Genomic DNA, 19,413 nt, shown 5'->3' on the forward strand with positions numbered 1-19,413 from the left:
ACAGGTGGGAGGTTAATAGTTTATGGCGAATACGACGATCAAGGATTTCGCGGAAGAGGCCGGCGTTTCCGTGGACCGCCTGTTGGCCCAGCTCAAAGAGGCAGGTGTCGAGGGGCGCGGCCCCGGGTCGACGCTTACCCGTGAGGACATGACGGCGCTGTCCGGATACCTGCGCAAGGCGTCCGGAGGTGGCGCGGACGAGGATGATTCGGGGCCGCGCCAGATCACGCTCAAGCGCAAGAGCCACAGCCAGATTCGCCTGCCCGGCGGAGCCGGCGGCCGCGGCACCCGTGGCAGCACCGGCGGCCGGACGGTGAATGTGGAGGTGCGTAAGAAGCGGACCTACGTCAAGCGCAGCGTCGTCGAGGCCGAACAGCACGAGCGCGAGCTCCGGGCCTTGGAGCAGGCCCTGGAGAGCGCCCTGGAGAAACCGGAAGAGTCTGCGCCGGTCGGGACACCCGGCGAGGCGGAGCCCCGGCAGGACGCGGCCGCTGCCACGGCGGAGGCGGGCGCGGCGGGTGGCGGGCCTGAGGAGGCTCGGGAGGCCGTGGCCGAGCAGGAGAAGCCTTCGGAGGCCGAGGCGGTCGAGGAAACCGGGGCCGGGGAAACCCGAGGCGAGGAGTCCGAGGCCCGGGAGCCTGAGGCCGAGGTGATTTCCGAGGAGGAAGCCGAGGCCGCCGAAGCGGAATCCCAGGCCGAATCCGAGGCCCAGCGGCGCAAGGAGATCGAGGAGGAAAAGGAGCGCAAGCGCCTCGAGACCGAAGCCAAGCGTGAGCGCGAGGCCGAGGAGCGTGCCGCACGGAAGGCGGCCAAGGGCAAGGGCAAGGCACGCAAGAAGGGTGCCGAGACCCGGGCCCCGGCCGGTCGGGGCCGGAAGGGCGGCCGACGGGTCGGCGGTGCCGCCGCCGAACAGCTGCAGCATGGCTTCGAGCGGCCCACCCAGCCGGTGGTCCGGGAGGTGGAGATCCCCGAGAGCATCACGGTGGGGGATCTCGCCCAGCGGATGAGCGTCAAGGCCGCGGATCTCATCAAGGAGATGATGAAGCAGGGCGTAATGGCGACGATCAACCAGGTCATCGACCAGGAGACCGCTGTGATCCTGGTCGAGGAAATGGGCCACAAGCCGAAGATCGTCAAGGAGAATGCCGCCGAGGAAGAGATCCTCGCCCAGGTGGAGGAGCCGGAGGGCAAGCGGGTGCCGCGGGCCCCGGTGGTCACCATCATGGGCCATGTTGACCACGGCAAGACCTCGCTGCTCGATCACATCCGGCGCACCAAGGTGGCGTCCGGCGAGGCCGGCGGCATCACTCAGCACATCGGTGCCTATCACGTGACCACCGATCAGGGGATGCTGACCTTCCTCGACACCCCCGGCCATGAGGCGTTCACTGCCATGCGTGCCCGCGGTGCCCAGGTCACCGACCTGGTCATCCTGGTGGTCTCCGCCGATGACGGCGTCATGCCGCAGACCGAGGAGGCGATTAAGCACGCCCGCGCCGCCGGGGTACCGGTGGTGGTGGCGGTGAACAAGATCGACAAGCCCGGCGCGGACCCGGACCGGGTACGCCAGGAGCTGACCCAGTTCGAGGTGATCCCGGAGGAGTGGGGCGGCGAGACACAGTTCGTCAATGTCTCCGCGATCACCGGTGAGGGCATCGACGCGCTGCTCGAGGCCCTGCTGCTGCAGGCGGAGCTCCTCGAGCTCACCGCGGTGGAGGACTGCGCGGCCAACGGGGTGGTCATCGAGTCCAGCCTGGATAAGGGCCGTGGCCCGCTGGCGACGGTGCTGGTGCGCAACGGGATCCTCCACACCGGCGACGTCATCCTCTCCGGAACCGAGTACGGACGCGCGCGCGCGCTGCTCAACGAGGCCGGCCAACGGGTGGACGAGGCGGGCCCCTCGACCCCGGTGGTGGTCCTCGGGCTCTCCGGGTTGCCGGAGGCCGGTGACGAGGTCTTTGTCCTCGAGGACGAGCGCAAGGCCCGGGAGATCGCCGAGAGCCGTCAGGAGAAGAGCCGGGAGAAGCGGCTGCAGGCCCAGAAGGCCGCGAAGATGGACGAGCTCTTCTCGCAGATGGGCGAGGGCGAGGTCAAGACCGTCAACCTGGTGATTAAGGGCGACGTCCAGGGCTCGGTGGAGGCGCTCACCCAGTCGCTGCAGAACCTCTCCAGCGACGAGGTCAAGATCAAGGTGGTCTCCAGCGGTGTCGGCGCCATCAACGAGGGCGACGTCAACCTGGCGTTGGCCTCGGAGGCGCTGCTCATTGGCTTCAATGTCCGTGCCGACGGCAAGGCACGCAAGCTCGCCGAGGAGAACCAGGTCGAGCTGCACTACTACAGCATCATCTACGACGCCATCGACCAGCTCCGCAACGCCATCAGCGGCATGCTGGAGCCGGAGATCCGCGAGGAGATCATCGGCGTCGCGCTGGTCAAGGACGTGTTCCGCTCTTCCAAGCTGGGGCAGATCGCGGGCTGCCTGGTCGAGGAAGGGGTGGTCCGGCGCAGCAACCCCATCCGCGTGCTTCGCGACAACGTGGTCATCTTCGAGGGGGCGCTGGAGTCGCTGCGCCGTCACAAGGACGATGTCAACGAAGTCCGGGCGGGCACCGAGTGCGGTATCGGTGTGAAGAACTACAATGACGTCAAGATCGGCGACCAGATCGAGTGCTATGAGCGCGTGGAGATCCAGCGTGAGCTGTGAGCGTCCGCGCGGGGGTGTCCCCCATGGCGCGTGAGTTCTCCCGGGCCCGTCGTGTCGGCGAGCAGATCCAGCGCGAGCTCGCTGAGCTCATCCGCGACGAGGTGCGTGACCCGCGGGTGGGGTCGGTAACCGTCTCCGAGGTGCAGGTCAGCCGGGACTTCGCCCATGCCAAGGTGATGGTCACGGTGCTCGGGGCGGGCGCGGAGGATTCCGCCGATGCGGTGGAGGCGCTGAATCATGCCGCCGGCTTCCTGCGCAGCCAGCTGGCGCGGCGCGTGCGCCTGCGCCAGGTGCCGGCGCTGGAGTTCCGCTACGACGAGACCTTTGACCGCGGCGCTCGTCTGTCCCGTCTCATCGATGAGGTCGCGCCGGACGATCCGGACGACGATCAGGATCGACGGGGCTGAGTGCATGGGCCGTAGGCGAAGGGGACGCAATGTCGACGGCATCCTCCTGCTGGACAAGCCCCGCGGGGTAACCTCCAACCAGGCCTTGCAGCGGGTACGGCGGTTGCTGGATGCCCGCAAGGCCGGGCACACCGGCAGCCTGGACCCACTGGCCACGGGCATGCTGCCGCTGTGCTTCGGCGAGGCCACTAAGGTCAGCGGCTTCCTGCTGGACGCCGACAAGCGCTATCGGGTGACCGCGCGTTTCGGTGCGGTCACGGATACCGGTGATGCCGAGGGGGCGGTGATCGAGACCCGCCCGGTCTCCGAGCTGACAGCAGAGGCCCTGGAGGCAGTGCTGCCGCGCTTTCAGGGGGACATCGAGCAGGTGCCACCCATGTACTCGGCACTCAAGCAGCAGGGTCGGCGCCTGTACGATCTCGCCCGCGAGGGTACCGAGGTGGAGCGTCAGCCCCGCGAGGTCACCATCCATGAGCTCACCGTCGTGGACGTGGCCGGGGAGGAGGCGACATTCGAGGTGGCCTGCAGCAAGGGCACCTACGTACGCACGCTGATCGCCGATATCGGTGACGCACTGGGACCGGGGGCCCACGTCAGTGCCCTGCGCCGCACAGCCCTCGGTCCTTTCCGTGATGTAGGCGCGCTGGTGAGCATGGATACCATGGAGGCCGCCGTGGAAGAGGGCGGGCCGCAGGCGGCCGAGGGCCTGCTGCGCCCCATGGAGGAGGCGCTCGAGGCCTGGCCGGATGTCCGCCTGGGGCGAGACCTCGCCTTCTACGTGCGCCAGGGCCAACCCGTGTGGGTGCCCCAGGCCCCGGCCTCCGGGTGGGTCCGGCTATTTGCCGATGAGGGCTTCATTGGTATGGGGGTGGTGCTGGAGGACGGGCGGATCGCGCCCAAACGGCTGATCGCGCGGCGGGCGGGCTGAACCGCCAGCACTTCGGTTGTTCCCCGTACCACGGCGGCGCTAGAATACGCAATCTTTCGGGAACATCGAGATAACCAGGAGCATTTGATGTCTCTCACTGCCGAGCAGAAACAGGAAATCGTCAAGGACTTCGCGCGCAGCGACGGTGATACCGGCTCGCCCGAGGTGCAGGTGGCGCTGCTGACCGCACGCATCCAGCACCTGACCCAGCATTTCCAGAGCCATAAACAGGACCACCATTCCCGGCGCGGCCTGCTCAAGCTGGTCAGCCAGCGCCGTAAGCTCCTGGACTACCTCAAGCGCAAGGACCGTTCCCGTTATCAGACGGTTGTCCAACGCCTCGGCCTACGCAAGTAAGCCGGAATAATCCGACCCGAAGATGGATAGGCCTGTGATTCCAACTCCCGTCCAGAAGACGTTCCAGTACGGCGAGCATACCGTGACCCTCGAGACCGGACGCATCGCCCGGCAGGCGGGGGGCGCGGTGCTCGTCAACATGTCCGATACGGTGGTGCTCGTCACCGTAGTGGGAAAGCCCGACCAGGGTGAGCCCCGTGCGTTTCTCCCGCTCACGGTGAACTACCAGGAGCGAACCTACGCCGCCGGCAAGATCCCGGGTGGGTTTTTCAAGCGTGAGGGCCGACCGTCGGAGAAGGAGACCCTGGTCTGCCGCCTCATCGACCGTCCCATTCGACCGCTGTTCCCGGAAGGGTTCACCAGCGAGGTGCAGGTCATCGCGACGGTCATCTCGATGAATCCGGAAGTCGATGCCGACATCCCGGCGCTGATCGGCACCTCGGCGGCCCTGGCGGTCTCCGGTATCCCCTTTGAGGGGCCCATCGGTGCCGCCCGGGTGGGCTATCTGGACGGCGAGTTCCTGCTCAACCCCACCTTCTCCCAGACCGCTGAGTCGGATCTGGACCTGGTGATGGCGGGCACCGAGCAGGCGGTGCTGATGGTGGAGTCCGAGGCCAATCGCCTCCCCGAGCAGACCATGCTCGACGCCGTGCTCTACGGCCACGAGCAGATGCAGGTGGCGATCCGGGCCATCAATGAGCTGGCGGCAGAGGCGGGCAAGCCGCGTTGGGATTGGCAGCCGCCGGAGAAGGACACAGCACTGATCTCCCGGCTCCAGGATCGTGTGGGTGGCGAGCTCGCCGAGGCCTACCAGGTGGTGGACAAGCAGGAGCGCCAGGGCGCCGTCGACCGGGTGCGCGAGCGGGTCATGGAAGAGTTCGCGGCCAGCGAGGATAATCCGGAGGGTTGGAGCGAGCGGGCGGTGGGCGACGCCTTCAAGTCCCTGGAGAAGGACATTGTCCGTGGGCGCATCCTCCGTGGCGAGCCGCGTATTGACGGGCGGGACAACCACACGGTCCGGCCGTTGACCATCGAGGTGGGCTCGCTGCCGCGTACCCACGGCTCGGCGCTGTTCACCCGCGGCGAGACCCAGGCCATGGTGATCACTACCCTGGGCACGGGGCGCGACGCGCAGGTGATCGACGCCATCGAGGGGGAGCGCAAGGAGCCGTTCATGCTCCATTACAACTTCCCCCCCTACTGTGTCGGCGAGGCCGGATTCATGGGCGGGCCCAAGCGCCGCGAGATCGGCCACGGCAAGCTCGCCAAACGCGGCATCCAGGCCGTTATGCCCTCCAGCGAGGAGTGCCCCTACGTGATCCGCGTGGTCTCGGAGATCACCGAGTCCAACGGCTCCAGCTCCATGGCCACGGTGTGCGGGACCAGTCTCTCCCTGATGGACGCCGGCGTGCCGGTGAAGGCGCCGGTGGCGGGCATCGCCATGGGCCTGATCAAGGAGGGCGATGACTTCGCGGTGCTCACCGATATCCTCGGTGATGAGGACCACCTTGGCGACATGGACTTCAAGGTGGCGGGCAGCGAGGACGGCGTGACCGCGCTGCAGATGGACATCAAGATCAACGGCATCACCCGCGAGATCATGGAGCGGGCCCTTGAGCAGGCGCGCAGCGGGCGTCTGCACATCCTCGAGGAAATGAACAAGGTGATCGCCGAGCCACGTCAGGAGATGTCCGAGCATGCGCCGCGGCTGCTGACCCTGCGCATCGATCCCGAGAAGATCCGTGACGTGATCGGCAAGGGCGGGAGCACCATCCGCCAGCTCACCGAGGAGACCGGGACCAATATCGATATCTCCGACGACGGTGTCATCACCGTGGCCTCCACGGACGCTGCAGCGGCCAACGAGGCGAGGCGGCGTATCGAGCTGCTCACCGCCGACGTGGAGGTGGGGCGGATCTATGAGGGTCGGGTGATCAAGCTGATGGACTTCGGCGCCTTCGTCAACATCCTCCCCGGACGCGACGGGCTGGTACATATCTCCCAGATCTCCAACCGCCGGGTGGAGAGCGTCACTGATGAGCTCTCCGAGGGCCAGGTGGTCCGCGTGAAGGTGCTGGAGGTGGACCGCCAGGGGCGCATCCGCCTGAGCATCAAGGCGGTGGAGGAGGAGAACGCCGACGCCTGATCCGGTGTCTGCGTCTCCGCGCCGATGGCGGATAAAAGGGGCCTCTTACGGCCCTTTTTTTGTTGGTGGCTGCATGATGACGCAGCGCCGGCGGCGCCTTCGCGGGGGCGAGAGAGGCGCGCGTGTTGCGCTGCTTTATTGACACCCCGTGACCCCTTTCTAGACTCAAGGGTACTCCTCGGGTCATTCGAAGGAGGTCACGAAAATGACGAATCAACCCCGTGAGTTCCCATTAGGCCGGCACCCGGTCTTGATGACGGCACTGGCTACGTTTCTGGTTTCCGGGACCGCTTTTGCGGCGGGAGAACCGCCGGAACCGGAGTTCTCCCGCACCACCTATGGGGATATGAGCTTCCCCGAACAGTTCCCCGACGGCACCAGCATCAGCATCACCCAGTGGAGCCACTTCGTGCCCCGCTATGATGAGTGGTTCCGCGAATATGCCGAGGCCTGGGGCGAGGCGCATAACGTCGATGTGACGGTGAACTTCGTCAACATCGCCGAGGTGCCCTCGACGTTGTCCGCCTCCATTTCCGCCGGCGAGGGGGCGACGCTGTTCGAGATGAACGCCCCGCCGACGGCCTTCATCGAGGGGCTGAAGCCGCTGGCCGACGTTAATGCCGCCGCGGAGGCCGCCTTCGGTGAGCGATCCGGCACTTGCGAGCGCTCGAGTTATCTCCCGGCCAAGGAGATCTGGTACGGATTCTGTCACGGCTGGGTCCCGGATCCGGGCGACTACCGTCGCTCGCTGTGGTCGGACGCAGGTTATCCGGAGGGGCCGGAGAGCTATGCGGATCTACGCGACGGTGGTGCCGAGATCTATGAGGAGACCGGCATCCCGGTGGCGGTGGGCATGTCCCCGGAGATCGACTCGGAGTTCTACGCCCGCGCCCTGATCTGGTCCCACGGCGGTTCCATCCAGGATGAGAACGGTAACGTCACCTTCGATTCGCCGGAGGTCCTGGAGGCGGTCGAGTACCAGAAGGAGCTGTTCGACAACGCCATGACCCCGGAGGTCTTTGCCTGGAACGCGGCCTCCAACAATCAGACCTTCATCGCGGGCCGGGCGTCGTACATCCAGAACTCCATATCCTTCTACCGCAGCGCCCAGGAGGACAACCCGGAGGTCGCCGCCGACACCGGATTCCGGCCCGGGCTGAACGGCCCCCGCGGTGACCGCAGGATGCCGGCCCACGTGTGGTTCATCCACACCATGCCGGAATATGTCACCGACGAGGACAAGATCGCGGCGGCGAAGAAGTTCATGCTGGACCTGGAGAACAATTACGCCAGCGCCAGCTATTACTCCAAGTTCTACAACTTCCCCGCCTTCACCTCGCAGGCGCCCCAGCTCTTCGGCGATGACAGCTGGCTCGATGACGACCCCTGGGGTGCCGAGCCGCCGGATAAGCTCAAGCTCCTGCAGACCGCGGAGGACTGGACGGCCTGGCTCGGCTATCCGGGCTACGCCAACCCGGCGATCAGCGAGGTCTATCAGACCAACCTGCTCTCGAGCATGATGGCCGACGTCGCCCGTGGCGTGAAATCGCCGGAGCAGGCGGTGGAGGATACCGCCGAGGAGATCGAGGCGATCTTCGCGAAGTGGCGGGAACGCGGCTACGTCGGCACCGGCGACTAGCGAGCCCCAGGCCCCGTGCCGCGGGGCCATGCCGGCCACGCCGGGCATGCGGAGTCATGCCCGGCGTGGCCGGGCGGGCTGGTACGACAGGCTGAATCTGGAGTCATCCGAAAGCTGGGACAGAGCACTATGGCGATACTCGAGACGCGGGCACTGGAGAAGCACTTCGGCCGGATCCCGGCGGTTAACGGGATTGATCTGCAATCCGAGGACGGTGAGCTCCTGGCCATTCTGGGACCTTCGGGCTCGGGCAAGAGCACCCTGATGCGGATGGTCGCGGGCCTGGAGGAGCCGAGCTCCGGGGATATTCTGGTGAACGGCCGCTCCATCGTCGGTGTGCCACCGAAGCGGCGCAACGTCGCCATGGTGTTTCAGAGCTTTGCCCTGTATCCGCACATGAGTGTGCGCGAGAACATCCGCTTCCCCCTCGTAGCCCGCAAGGTGCCGGAGGCGCAGCAGCGCGAGAAGATGGAGTGGGTGACCCGAATCCTGGCGATCGAGAATCTGCTCGACCGGCGTCCGACGCGGTTGTCGGGTGGGCAGATGCAGCGCGTCGCCCTCGCCCGGGCGCTGGTCCGGGATCCGGAGCTGTTCGTCTTCGACGAGCCGCTGTCGTCGTTGGACGCACAGATCCGGAGCCAGGCCCGCGGCGAGCTGCGCGAGCTCCATGACCGTACCCAGATCACCACGTTGTACGTGACCCACGACCAGCTCGAGGCCCTCGGCCTCGCGGACCGCGTCGCGGTGATCCACGAGGGGCGTATCCACCAGCTGGGCACCCCGCGGGAGCTCTACGAGGATCCGGGGGATCTGTTTGTCGCCGGCTTCATCGGTGACCCGCCCATGAATCTCCTCAACCTCGGCGACACCATCCTGGGTGCCCGGCCGGAGCACCTGGTTCCCGCCGATGGGGTGGCCCCGGAGGAGATTGCCATCGAGCTCGACGTCGAGATCGAGCACCTGGAATTCCTGGGTGCGGAATGGCTGATCTACGGGGCCGTGCGCGGAGGCATGCCGGAGCATGAGGAGCGCGCGCCGCGCGTGATCGGCCGTTATCGCCAGGCCGAGCCGCCGCCCTTCGCCACCGGGGAGCGTCGCTCGTTCGCCGTTTCCACCGCCCATGCCCGCTACTTCGACGCGCGCAGTGGCGAGCGCACGCCCGCTCCGGGGGTGGTGGCCGCATGAGTACCGTGGCGAATCCTCGGCGGCCGGACGCGCCGGCGCCCGGCGGGTTGCTGGGACGGATCGGAGAGGCCCTGGAACGGCCGGGGGTGCTCGGTGCGGTGATGCTGGCGCCCGCGGTGCTGTACGTGGTCTTCTTCGTCGCCGTGCCCTTTTTCATGGCGATCCTGTTGAGCCTCAGCGATGCCACCGCCGGCGATCCGCGGCTGGACGAGTTCGTCGGGCTGAGCAATTTCGTGGCGGTGATGCAGCAGGGGGCCTTCTGGACTGCCCTGCGGAACAGCCTCATCATCACCGTCGCCACCGTGGGGCTGATCGTGGTGCTGGCCACCATTGCCGTGGAGTTTCTGGCCCGGGAGTTCCGCGGCAAGCGCCTGGTGCAGGTGCTGTTCATGATGCCCTGGGCAATGCCGGTGTCGCTGGCGGCGATCACCTGGCTGTGGCTGCTGGATTCGCAGTTCAGCCCCATCGACTGGATCCTGGTGCAGATCGGGGTGCTCGGGCCGGACGGCATCCTGGGCCCGGCGCGTAACATGTACTGGCTCGGCCGCACCCATCTCGGCATCGCCGCGGTGGTGTTCATCGACACCTGGCGCACGCTGCCGCTGGCCACTATCATCGTGCTCGCCGGGCGGTTGTCCATTCCCCGAGAGCGCCTGGAGCAGGCGGAGATCGACGGCGCGGGTTTCTTCCGCACCTTGTTCCGTATCGTCATCCCGGCGCTGGCGCCGGTGCTTATCGTCGCCATCCTGTTCACGGCATTGCTGGTGATCGGCGAGATCTCGTCGGTGGAGCTGTTGACCCGCGGCGGGCCGGGCCATTCCACGCAGATCCTGCCGCTATGGGCCTACGAGAAGGGCATCGAAAGCGGCGACCTGGGCCAGGGGGCGGCGATCGCGCTGTTCTTATTCCCGGTGCTGTTGGCCGCCGCCATCGTGGCGTTGCGCTTCGCCTCCAAGCTGCACAAGGACTAGGTCACCCATGGCGCATCGACAGATACGCAAATCGGGGTTCTACTTCGGGGTGGTGCTGCTGGTGCTGTTCTCGGTGTTGCCGATCCTCTACGCGGTCATCACCGTGTTCAAGCAGAACTCGGAGCTCTTCGATCCGAACGCCAACCCGTTCATCTATGAACGCGGCCCCACCATCGACCACCTGGTGTTTTTGTTCACGGACACGCAGTACCCGCTGTTCCTGTGGAATTCGCTCATCATCGGGGTATGCGTGGTGGTGATCACGGTGGCGCTGGCGGTGCCAGCGGCCTATGCCCTGGCGCGGCTTACCGGGCGCTGGGGCGAGAGCTCGGGGATGGCGATCTTCCTGGTCTATCTGGTGCCGCCGTCGCTGCTGTTTCTGCCGCTTTTCAAGATCGTGGTCAATCTGGGGCTCGCCAACACCATCTGGTCACTGGTGCTGGTGCTGCCTACGGCCACGGTGCCGTTCTGCACCTGGCTGCTGCTGGGTTTCTTCCGCTCGGTGCCCCGGGAGCTCGACGAGGCGGCACTCATCGACGGGTGCTCGCGCTTCCAGGCGTTCCGCAAGATCATCCTGCCCCAGGCCCTGCCGGGCATCGGCGCCTGCGTCGTCTTCGCCTTCTCGCTGTCGCTGGCCAACTACATCTATTCGGTGACCTTCATCAGCGAGAGCGCCTCGCGGAACTTGAGCGCAGGCGTGCCCATGGAGCTCATCCGCGGTGACGTCTACTTCTGGCCATCGTTGATGGCGGCGACCGCCATCGTGGCCATCCCGCTGGGCATCGCCTACGGCTTGCTGTTCGACTATCTGGTCCGCGGTTTCCAGAGCGCCGAATCCGGCTGACAGGTGGGGGAAAGGGAGGAAGCCACGGATAAACGCGGATGCACGGGGTGGGGGTAGTGCTTGGATGGGGGACGGCGGTGGATGGGTTCCGGAATCCTCGCCCATCGGTGTTCACCCGTGGCCTTCGACTTTGGCGTGATCATGCGAACAGGCCGTGGAGGAACCAGCGCCGCGGGGCACGGCGCTCACGATAGATCCATAGCCGCTCGCCGTGGCCGTTGCCGGCGATGTAGTAGTCGCGGCTTGCATCGGCGCCGTCCCACCAGCCGGTCTCGATCCGTTCCGGGCCCTCCTGCAGGTCCAGGGGCCCGTGCCAGAGGGGGTGCCCCTGGGTATCCATCGCCAGGCCCCTTGGTGGTTGCAGCAGCCACAGGGGCCGGGCTAGCGCAGGGGGATTGGCGGTAGCGCCGTTGCCGGGCGCCACCGGCCGCCAGGCCCGCTCCGGGCGATGATCGGCGCGGACACCGAGCCCGCTGACGCGATCCTCCCCCAGCCGGCCGGCGATATGCTCGATTAGTCCCTGCCATTGCCGGGTGGTGGGGGTGGTGTCGGCGAGCAGCTCACCGGGGTCCGGTCCCAGGGGGTGGAGGGTGTCGGCGATCAGGCTGATGGCGGTAACCGGGGCGGACAGCCGCAGGCCCTCGAGACGCCGTCGTCCCAGGGCGGTGAGGTGGTCGGGGTCCCGGCTGGGGGCGAGCAGGCCCACAGTGAAGGTGTCCGCGCCACGGGGGGAGAGGTGGAGGCGCAGGGTGAAGCGCTGCACCCCCCGCTCAATGCCGCGGAGATAACCGCAGAGTGGGATGATCAGCCGCTCCAGCCCCCCTTCGATCAACGGGATCTCCCGGGTTTCCATGGGCAGGGGGAGGGTGGCGCGGTAGCGGGGATCCGGTCGCCAGGGTTTCCGGGGATCGGGGTGATCGCCCCGCGCCCGGTCCAGGCGGCGGAGCAGGCGGTGACCGAAACGCCGGGCGAGCCCTTCCCGAGGCAGGGCGAGACAATCCCCCAGGGTCGTACAGCCCAGGGCCTGGAGTGCCTCCGGGGCGGCGGCATCATCGTCGGGGAGGGCGGTCACCGGCAGGGCCTCGAGGGCGTCGTTGCATTCGGCCTGGCTGTGCAGTCGGGCCGGTTCCGCCGCCCGCGCGAACAGCCAGGCGGCGGTGGGCGTTGGGGCGACGGCGAGCAGGGGCCCGTGGCCGAGCCCCTGGATCCCGTCTTTGACCCGGCTGCACAGGGCCTCCAGGCCATGGAAGTAGCGCAGGCTGGCGCCGATCTCCAGCAGTAGCGCATCGGGGGGCTGGAGGCTGATCAGAGGGGTGAACTGGCGGCACCATCCGGCGAGTTGCTTGAGCCGCCGGGCCTCGGTGGAGGGATCCCGGGGGTGGCAGCGCAACCCCGGGCTCAAGGCACGGGCGGCACTCACCGTCTGGCCCGGTTGGATGCCGGCCTCCCGGGCGGCCGGGTCCGCCGAATGGATGCACCCGCCCTCGGTGACGGCGGTGGCCGTGCCGGTCCCCCCATCACCCCCGAAAAGCTCCAGGGCCAAGGCGGGTAGCCGCAGACACAACCACAGGGCCATGGGGCCGTTCCCGGCGATCACCGTCCCGGCGGGGCCAGACCCAGGTCCATCTGCGCCGCCCGTCGCCTTCCCTGCTGGCGGGCCCGTGCCGGTGCAGCAGCGGTAGGGGGTGCCGGCGGGGCGGCGCGCCCCGGGATAGAGGAGGGTGTGGTGCCCTGGCGATATGCCATCGGCGACTGGCGCGGTTCCGCACGGAGGACGCGTCGCCGCCCGCCCCGGCTCTTGATCAACTCCAGGTGTGGGCCCTGTTCGTCATGACCGAGATGCAGGCGCAGCGCCGCGGGGGAGGCCCGATCGGCGCTGTTGCCCCGGCGGAACAGCAGCCCCATGCTGTCTCCGGCCTCGGCGGCGAGCTGCAGCCGACGCAGGCTGGTCCCGTCCACCTGGCGGGGCCAGGCTAGGACCGCACCGCAGGTGCCGGCCCGCAGGGCCTGCTCCACCGCCCACAGGGTGTCGGTGTCCCGGCGGGGATGGATCAGCAGGACCCGGGACAACGCCACCCCGGCCGCCGCCAGGGCGGGGGCATAGGGCAGCCAGGGCGGGGCGATGAAGGCAACCCAGCCTCCCCCTTCACTCAGCTCGGCGAGCGCGGGCAGCACCAGGCTGAGCTCGCCGATGCCGTCCCGGTCGTGGAGGATCTCGGTGAGTGCCCCGCAGGGCCAGCCGCCCCCCGGCAGGGCCTCGTCCAGGGCGGGGATGCCGGTGGCGACATGGCGCCCACCGGCTCCCGTTTCGGCGCTGCCGGCCCGCCAGATACCGGGCTGGCGGAGCAGCTCCTCGACCGCGTTGCTCATGATGACGCTCCTCAGAGCCCGGGGCGGATCACCCCCACCCCGATGCCCTCGATGACAAGGGATTCCCGTCGCAGATCCACCTCGATGGGGTGGTAGACGTCGTTCTCGGGCAGCAGCCGCACGAAGGGGCCATCGCGCCGGAAGCGCTTGACCGTCACCTCGTCGTGCAGCCGGGCTACCACGATCTGGCCTTCCCTTGCCTCGGCGGTGCGATGCACCGCCAGGAGATCACCATCCAGGATCCCCGCCTTCTCCATGCTCGCCCCCCGCACCGTCAGCAGGTAATCCGGCCGGGGCGAGAATAGGGTGGCGTCCACCGCGCAGTGCCGCTCGATATGCTCCTCGGCGAGGATGGGGCTGCCGGCGGCCACGCGGCCCACCACGGGCAGGCCACCGTCGTCCTCCGCCGCCGGCAGGCGGATCCCGCGGGAGGCCCCGCGCCGGAGCTCGATCAGCCCCTTTGCGGCCAACGCCCGCAGGTGCTGCTCAGCGGCGTTGGCCGAGCGAAAGCCGAAGGCCCGGGCGATCTCACCGCGGGTGGGCGGATAGCCGGTCTCCGCCACGTGGCGGCGGATGAGCTCGAGGATCTGGCGCTGTCGTTCCGTGGGCTCGTTCATGCACCCTCCAGTACTGTATAAATATACAGTAACTCATGGGACAAGCAAGCGTGACCATCGCCCGGGAGACCATGGACGAATCCAGCCCACCCCCCTATGCCGAGCTCCACTGCCTGAGCAACTTCAGCTTCCAGCGCGGGGCCTCCCATCCCGAGGAGCTGGTGGCGCGGGCCGCGGAGCTCGGTTATTCCGCCCTGGCCCTCACCGATGAGTGCTCCATGGCCGGTGTGGTGCGGGCGCACCGCGCGGCACGGGAGGTGGGGCTGCGGCTGCTCGTCGGCAGCGAGCTGGTCCTTGAGGAGGGCATTACCCTGGTGGCCCTGGCCCCCGACCGCCAGGCCTATGGCGAGCTCTGCGCGCTGATCAGCCTGGGGCGTTCCCTGGCCGCCAAGGGGAGTTACCGCCTCGGGCGCACCGAGCTCACCGGTGCCCTGCCGGGCTGCCTGGCCATCCTGCGGGTGGAGCCGGCCCTGGAGGCCGCCGACGCCGATTGGTTCGCCGGGGCCTTCCCCAGCCGGGGCTGGCTCGGGGTGAGTTGTCTCCGCGACGGCGCCGATGCCGCCCGGCTGGAGACCGCCGCCGCCCTGGGGGCTCGTACCGGCCTGCCCCGGCTCGCCTGCGGCGGGGTGTGGATGCACCGCCGCGGCCGCCGTGCGGTGCAGGACACCCTCACCGCCATCCGCCACGGCCGCCCCTTGCCGGAGATCGGCACGGCGGTGGCCGCCAATGGCGAGCGCCACCTGCGAAGCCGCGCCGAGCTGGCCCGGCTCTATCCCCGGGGGTTGCTGGAGGAGACCGTCCGGTTGGCGGCGCGCTGCCGTTTCTCCCTGGAGGAGCTGCGCTACGAGTACCCGGACGAGCTGGTGCCCGCCGGCCATACCCCGGCGAGCTGGCTGCGCCGCCGGGTCGAGGAGGGGATGCATCGTCATTGGGGAGAGGCACCCCCCGTGGCGGTGCGGCGGCAGGTGGAGCGCGAGCTCACCCTCATCACCGAGCTCGGCTACGAGCCCTACTTCCTCACCGTGGATGACGTCGTGGCCTTCGCCCGGGGCCGCGGCATCCTCTGCCAGGGCCGGGGCTCGGCGGCCAACTCCGTGGTCTGCTATTGCCTGGGGATCACTGCGGTGGACCCCACCCGGCAGCAGCTGCTCTTCGAGCGCTTCATCTCCCGGGAGCGCGGTGAGCCGCCGGACATCGACGTGGACTTCGAGCACGAGCGCCGCGAGGAGGTGATCCAGTATATCTACCGCAAATACGGCCGGGACCGGGCAGCGCTGGCCGCCACGGTGATCACCTACCGCCCGCGCAGCGCCCTGCGCGATGTGGGCAAGGCCTTGGGTCTGGACCATGCCCAGGTGGAGCGGCTCGCCTCGGCCATGCAGTGGTGGGACGGCGGCGATATCGCCGACGAGCGCGTCCGCGAGGCCGGCCTGGACCCCGCCAGCCCCCTGGTGCGCCGGGTGATCACCGTGGCCCGGGAGATCCTGGGTTTTCCCCGGCACCTCTCCCAGCACGTGGGCGGCTTCGTTATCTCCCGCGGGCCGCTGGCGGAGCTGGTGCCCACGGAAAACGCCGCCATGGCCGGGCGCACCATCATCCAGTGGGACAAGGATGACCTGGAGGCCCTGGGCCTGCTCAAGGTGGATTGCCTGGCCCTGGGCATGCTCACCGCCATCCGCCGCTGCTTCGATCTCGTCGCCCGCCACCACGGCCGGCGGTTGACCCTGAAGGGCATCCCCGAAGGGGATCCGGGGGTCTACGACATGCTTTGTCGGGCGGACACCATCGGTGTCTTCCAGGTGGAGTCCCGGGCGCAGATGGCCATGTTGCCGCGGATGCGTCCCCGCAACTTCTACGACTTGGTGGTGGAGATCTCCATCGTCCGGCCAGGGCCCATCCAGGGCGACATGGTCCACCCCTACCTCCGGCGCCGCGAGGGCCTGGAGCCCGAAGACTACCCCAACGAGGAGGTGCGCGCGGTGCTCGAGCGCACCTACGGCGTGCCGATCTTCCAGGAGCAGGTGATGCAGCTCGCGGTGGTGGCGGCCGGCTTCACCCCCGGCGAGGCGGATGGGCTGCGCCGTTCCATGGCCGCCTGGCGGCGCAAGGGCGGGCTGGAGCCCTTCCGTGAACGCCTGGTCCGGGGCATGCGCGCGCGGGGTTACGACGTTGAATTCGCCGAACGGGTCTTCCGCCAGATCCTGGGTTTCGGCGAGTATGGCTTCCCGGAGAGCCATGCGGCGAGCTTCGCCCTGCTGGTCTACATCTCCGCCTGGCTGAAGCACCACTACCCCGCGGCGTTCACCGCGGCACTGCTCAACAGCCAGCCCATGGGCTTTTATGCCCCGGCGCAGTTACTTCGCGACGCGCGGGCCCATGGCGTGGCGGTGCGGGGCGTGGACGTCACCGCCAGCGATCGGGAGTGCACCCTGGAGCGGGACGGCGACGCCGCTCCCGCCCTGCGTCTGGGACTGGCCATGGTCCACGGCCTCTCCGGCGCCGGCGTCGAGCGGGTGCTGGCGGCGCGCCGCCAGCGGCGGTTCATCGACGTGGCCGATCTCGCCCGGCGGGCCCGGCTCGGGCGCCGGGACCTCAAGGCCCTGGCCGTCGCCGACGCCCTTTCCCCACTCGCCGGCCACCGGCGTCGGGCCCGCTGGGCGGTACTGGGGGTGGAGCCGGATCTGCCGGTGCTCGCCGGTGCCGGCTTCGACGAAGCGGTCCCGGAGCTGGCCGCCCCGGCGGAGGGCGAATCCCTGGTGGCGGATCACGCCAGCACCGGCGTGAGCCTGGGTCGCCACCCCGTGGCCCTGCTCCGCGGGCACCTGCGGCGGCGGCGCTTCCGCAGCGCCGCCGAGCTGAGCCGGGTGGAGCACCGGCGGCTGGTGCGCGCCGCCGGCATCGTCATCACCCGCCAGCGGCCCGCCTCCGCCGGCGGGGTGACCTTTCTCACCCTGGAGGATGAGACCGGGGTGGTGAACGTGGTGGTCTGGCGCGCCGTCGCCGAGCGCCATCGCCGGGCGGTGGTGGGCGGGCGCCTGCTCGGGGTGATCGGCACCTGGGAGCGCCGCGGCGAGGTGATGCACCTGGTGGCCGGGCGTATCGAGGACCACTCCCGGCTGCTCGGTGAGCTGATCACCGAGAGCCGGGATTTTGGATGAAGGCCAGTGATGGACACCGATGCACTCGCGTGACAATCACTATTGAAAGCGCGCCTTGATCGTGTCCATCCGTGGCTGACCCTTATCCCGGCTGGCCGTCGGCGCGGGGGGCGTTGAGCACCGGGGCGTAGGCGACGAGAAAGAGCGCGAAGGCGGCGATCCAGGCCGCTCCGGCCAGGTGCAGCCAGGCCGCGCCCCCGCCGGTGGCAGAGCCGATCCGGGCCAGGGCCGCCACGGTGATCAGGGCATAGATCCATCGTCCGCCCGGCCGCAGGGCCAGCCCCCGTGCGGTATGGGCCACCGCCACGCGGGTCATCACCCCCAGGATGAGGGTGCCTATGGCGCCTACACCCAAGGCGTGGATCCAGGTGGTGGCAGTGACCGCTGTGGTCAGTGGTGCCAGGCCCTTGAGTAGCAGCGCCAGCGGGATCCAGGCATAGCCCAGGTGGAGGATCCACATCAGGGCATCGCCCCGGGCCCGCCACCCCTGCCAGCCGAGCACGCGCAGGCCATGGAGGACGGCGGCCACCAATGCCAGTACCGCCGCCACGCGGCCGCCGGCGACGAACAGGTCGCCGATGAGTACCGCCACCAGTGCGAGCAGCGCCGCCCGGTCCAGACGGGGGTCCTGGCGGATGCCGGCGGGGTCGCGGCCCTGGCGGCGCAGCCAGTTGGCGGTGAACGCCGGGGTGATTCGCCCGCCGATCACCGCCATGAGGACGGCGGTGAGGTTCAGCGCCATCAGCTCGCCGGTCCGTGCCAGGCCGGGGGCATAGCCCAGAAACGCCAGATGCATCAGCAGATTGCCGATGGCGAAGACCAGCAGCACCACCGGAAGCGGGAGGTTGCGGCGATTGCCGTGGCGCAGCAGGGTGCGCAGGGCCACCACCGCCAACGACGGCAGAAACGCCAGATCGACGACGGCGACGACCAACGGCGGGAGCCAGCCGTGGGCGGCCATGGCGAGGCGCCCGGCGAGCCATACCAGCACCAGTACCAGCAGCCACCGGCCGGTGGGTGGGGCCGCGCCCGTCCAGTTGGCCATGGCCGTGAGCAGGAACCCCGCCACTGCGGCCGGCACCATCCCGTAGAGCATCTCGTGGGCATGCCACCACAGCGACGGGATGCCCGCCGGCGCCGCCACGGCCCCGCCGAGCATCCCCAGCCACGCGCCGATGGCCACGGCGGCGAAGGCGGCGGTGAGCATGAAGAAGATCCGGAACGGGTAGGCGAGCAGCTGGGAACGGGCCATGGGGTCGCACTCGTGGTTTAAAACAAGTATATATACTATATGTTTTATTCGTTGCTGCCTATCTCCGGTCCGTAACCGCACCGAGATCGCGTGATACGAGGTCACCCTACCTTCCCGCGTTTGACATAGTGTCAGAAAAACACTAAGTTCGGTTCGTGAGCGAGATAGGCGACAACAGCGGCAGCCGTGTTCCGTGGGCAGTGGCTGTGGACGTGGTGATCTTCACCGTCGACGGCGAACAGCTCTTCGCCCGGTTGCTGCGGCGCGGAAAGCCCCCGTTTGTGGGCCAGTGGGCCCTGCCGGGGGCGCTGCTCGGGGACGAGGAATCCCCGAGCGAGGGTGCCCGCCGGGTGCTGCGCGAGCGCCTCGGCATGCCCGGGGTCTATCTCGAGCAGCTCTACTCCTTCGGTGCCCCGGACCGGGACCCTCGCGGGCGGGTGGTGTCGGTGGCGTACTTCGCGCTGATCCCGCCGAGCGCGGAGGTGGGAACGGGGGAGGGGACGCAACAGTGGCACGATGTACGTGCCCTGCCGCCGCTGGCCTTTGACCACGACCGGATCCTGGCACTCGCGCATCGCAGGCTGGCGGCGAAGTTGCGCTATTCCACCATCGCCTTCCAGCTCATGCCCGAGCGCTTCACGCTGAGCCAGCTGCAGTCGGTCTACGAAACGATCGGCGGGGAGGCCCTGGACAAGCGCAACTTCCGAAAGCGCATTCGTGCGCTGGACTGCATCGAGCCCACCGACGAGCTCGACCGTTCGGGCAATCATCGCCCGGCCCGGCTGTACCGTCTGAAGGTGCCGGGCGAAGTGAATATGATTCGATGACACCGGCC

General features: G+C 68.6%; 15 protein-coding genes. 11 read left to right on the plus strand and 4 right to left on the minus strand.

What is annotated here, in order from left to right; translation table 11 throughout:
* Window positions 1-22 precede the first annotated feature (22 nt).
* The 9 genes from infB (at window position 23) to ACQ754_RS10320 (ending at window position 11,181) form a co-directional block, all read left to right on the plus strand.
* Entirely contained in the window at window positions 23-2,704 is a 2,682-nt protein-coding gene (gene infB / locus ACQ754_RS10280; protein ID WP_440996936.1) for a translation initiation factor IF-2, read from the plus strand.
* Between the two features lie 23 nt (window positions 2,705-2,727).
* Window positions 2,728-3,111, plus strand: a complete 384-nt coding sequence (gene rbfA, locus ACQ754_RS10285; protein ID WP_440996937.1) for a 30S ribosome-binding factor RbfA — start codon at window positions 2,728-2,730, stop codon at window positions 3,109-3,111.
* 4 nt (window positions 3,112-3,115) lie between these two features.
* A complete protein-coding gene (truB, locus tag ACQ754_RS10290) occupies window positions 3,116-4,039 on the plus strand; it encodes a tRNA pseudouridine(55) synthase TruB (RefSeq protein ID WP_440996938.1) in 924 nt (307 codons plus the stop codon).
* Between the two features lie 87 nt (window positions 4,040-4,126).
* On the plus strand, window positions 4,127-4,396 hold the full coding sequence (gene rpsO, locus ACQ754_RS10295) for a 30S ribosomal protein S15 (protein WP_440996939.1): 270 nt from the start codon (window positions 4,127-4,129) through the stop codon (window positions 4,394-4,396).
* A 34-nt stretch (window positions 4,397-4,430) separates the two neighbouring features.
* Window positions 4,431-6,542: a polyribonucleotide nucleotidyltransferase gene (gene pnp, locus ACQ754_RS10300; RefSeq protein ID WP_440996940.1), complete on the plus strand. Its 2,112-nt coding sequence runs from the start codon at window positions 4,431-4,433 to the stop codon at window positions 6,540-6,542.
* Window positions 6,543-6,747: 205 nt separating this feature from the next.
* Window positions 6,748-8,181: an ABC transporter substrate-binding protein gene (locus ACQ754_RS10305; protein ID WP_440996941.1), complete on the plus strand. Its 1,434-nt coding sequence runs from the start codon at window positions 6,748-6,750 to the stop codon at window positions 8,179-8,181.
* 129 nt (window positions 8,182-8,310) lie between these two features.
* Window positions 8,311-9,366 (plus strand): ABC transporter ATP-binding protein, encoded by a 1,056-nt coding sequence (locus ACQ754_RS10310; protein ID WP_440996942.1) that lies wholly within the window; start codon window positions 8,311-8,313, stop codon window positions 9,364-9,366.
* Window positions 9,363-10,337 carry a carbohydrate ABC transporter permease gene (locus ACQ754_RS10315; RefSeq protein WP_440996943.1) on the plus strand — a complete coding sequence of 325 codons (975 nt, stop codon included), beginning with the start codon at window positions 9,363-9,365 and terminating at the stop codon, window positions 10,335-10,337. Before ACQ754_RS10310 ends, ACQ754_RS10315 begins: the two co-directional genes overlap by 4 nt.
* A 7-nt stretch (window positions 10,338-10,344) precedes the next feature.
* The gene (locus tag ACQ754_RS10320) at window positions 10,345-11,181 is read left to right on the plus strand and encodes a carbohydrate ABC transporter permease (RefSeq protein ID WP_440996944.1); all 837 of its coding nucleotides are present in this window, start codon (window positions 10,345-10,347) and stop codon (window positions 11,179-11,181) included.
* Between the two features lie 139 nt (window positions 11,182-11,320).
* On the opposite strand, the gene ACQ754_RS10325 is transcribed toward ACQ754_RS10320, so the two are convergent.
* From ACQ754_RS10325 to lexA, 3 genes are read right to left on the minus strand one after another with little or no spacing between them, the layout of a single operon-like run.
* A complete protein-coding gene (locus ACQ754_RS10325; RefSeq protein ID WP_440996945.1) occupies window positions 11,321-12,757 on the minus strand; it encodes a Y-family DNA polymerase in 1,437 nt (478 codons plus the stop codon).
* A 17-nt stretch (window positions 12,758-12,774) separates the two neighbouring features.
* On the minus strand, window positions 12,775-13,551 hold the full coding sequence (gene imuA / locus ACQ754_RS10330) for a translesion DNA synthesis-associated protein ImuA (RefSeq protein ID WP_440996946.1): 777 nt from the start codon (window positions 13,549-13,551) through the stop codon (window positions 12,775-12,777).
* Between the two features lie 11 nt (window positions 13,552-13,562).
* Window positions 13,563-14,168, minus strand: coding sequence for a transcriptional repressor LexA (lexA, locus tag ACQ754_RS10335; RefSeq protein WP_440996947.1), 606 nt, complete (start codon window positions 14,166-14,168; stop codon window positions 13,563-13,565).
* A gap of 35 nt (window positions 14,169-14,203) precedes the next feature.
* Here lexA and ACQ754_RS10340 point away from each other — a divergent pair, with 35 nt between their 5' ends.
* Window positions 14,204-17,326 (plus strand): error-prone DNA polymerase, encoded by a 3,123-nt coding sequence (locus ACQ754_RS10340; protein ID WP_440996948.1) that lies wholly within the window; start codon window positions 14,204-14,206, stop codon window positions 17,324-17,326.
* 82 nt (window positions 17,327-17,408) lie between these two features.
* Here ACQ754_RS10340 and ACQ754_RS10345 read toward each other — a convergent pair whose 3' ends face one another.
* Window positions 17,409-18,578, minus strand: coding sequence for an NnrS family protein (locus ACQ754_RS10345; RefSeq protein ID WP_440996949.1), 1,170 nt, complete (start codon window positions 18,576-18,578; stop codon window positions 17,409-17,411).
* Window positions 18,579-18,733: 155 nt separating this feature from the next.
* On the opposite strand from ACQ754_RS10345, the gene ACQ754_RS10350 reads away from it, so the two are divergent.
* Window positions 18,734-19,405 carry an NUDIX hydrolase gene (locus tag ACQ754_RS10350; RefSeq protein ID WP_440996950.1) on the plus strand — a complete coding sequence of 224 codons (672 nt, stop codon included), beginning with the start codon at window positions 18,734-18,736 and terminating at the stop codon, window positions 19,403-19,405.
* Window positions 19,406-19,413: the final 8 nt, after the last annotated feature.

Origin of the sequence: Arhodomonas sp. SL1 (assembly GCF_052060015.1) — a bacterium.
GTDB lineage: Bacteria > Pseudomonadota > Gammaproteobacteria > Nitrococcales > Nitrococcaceae > Arhodomonas.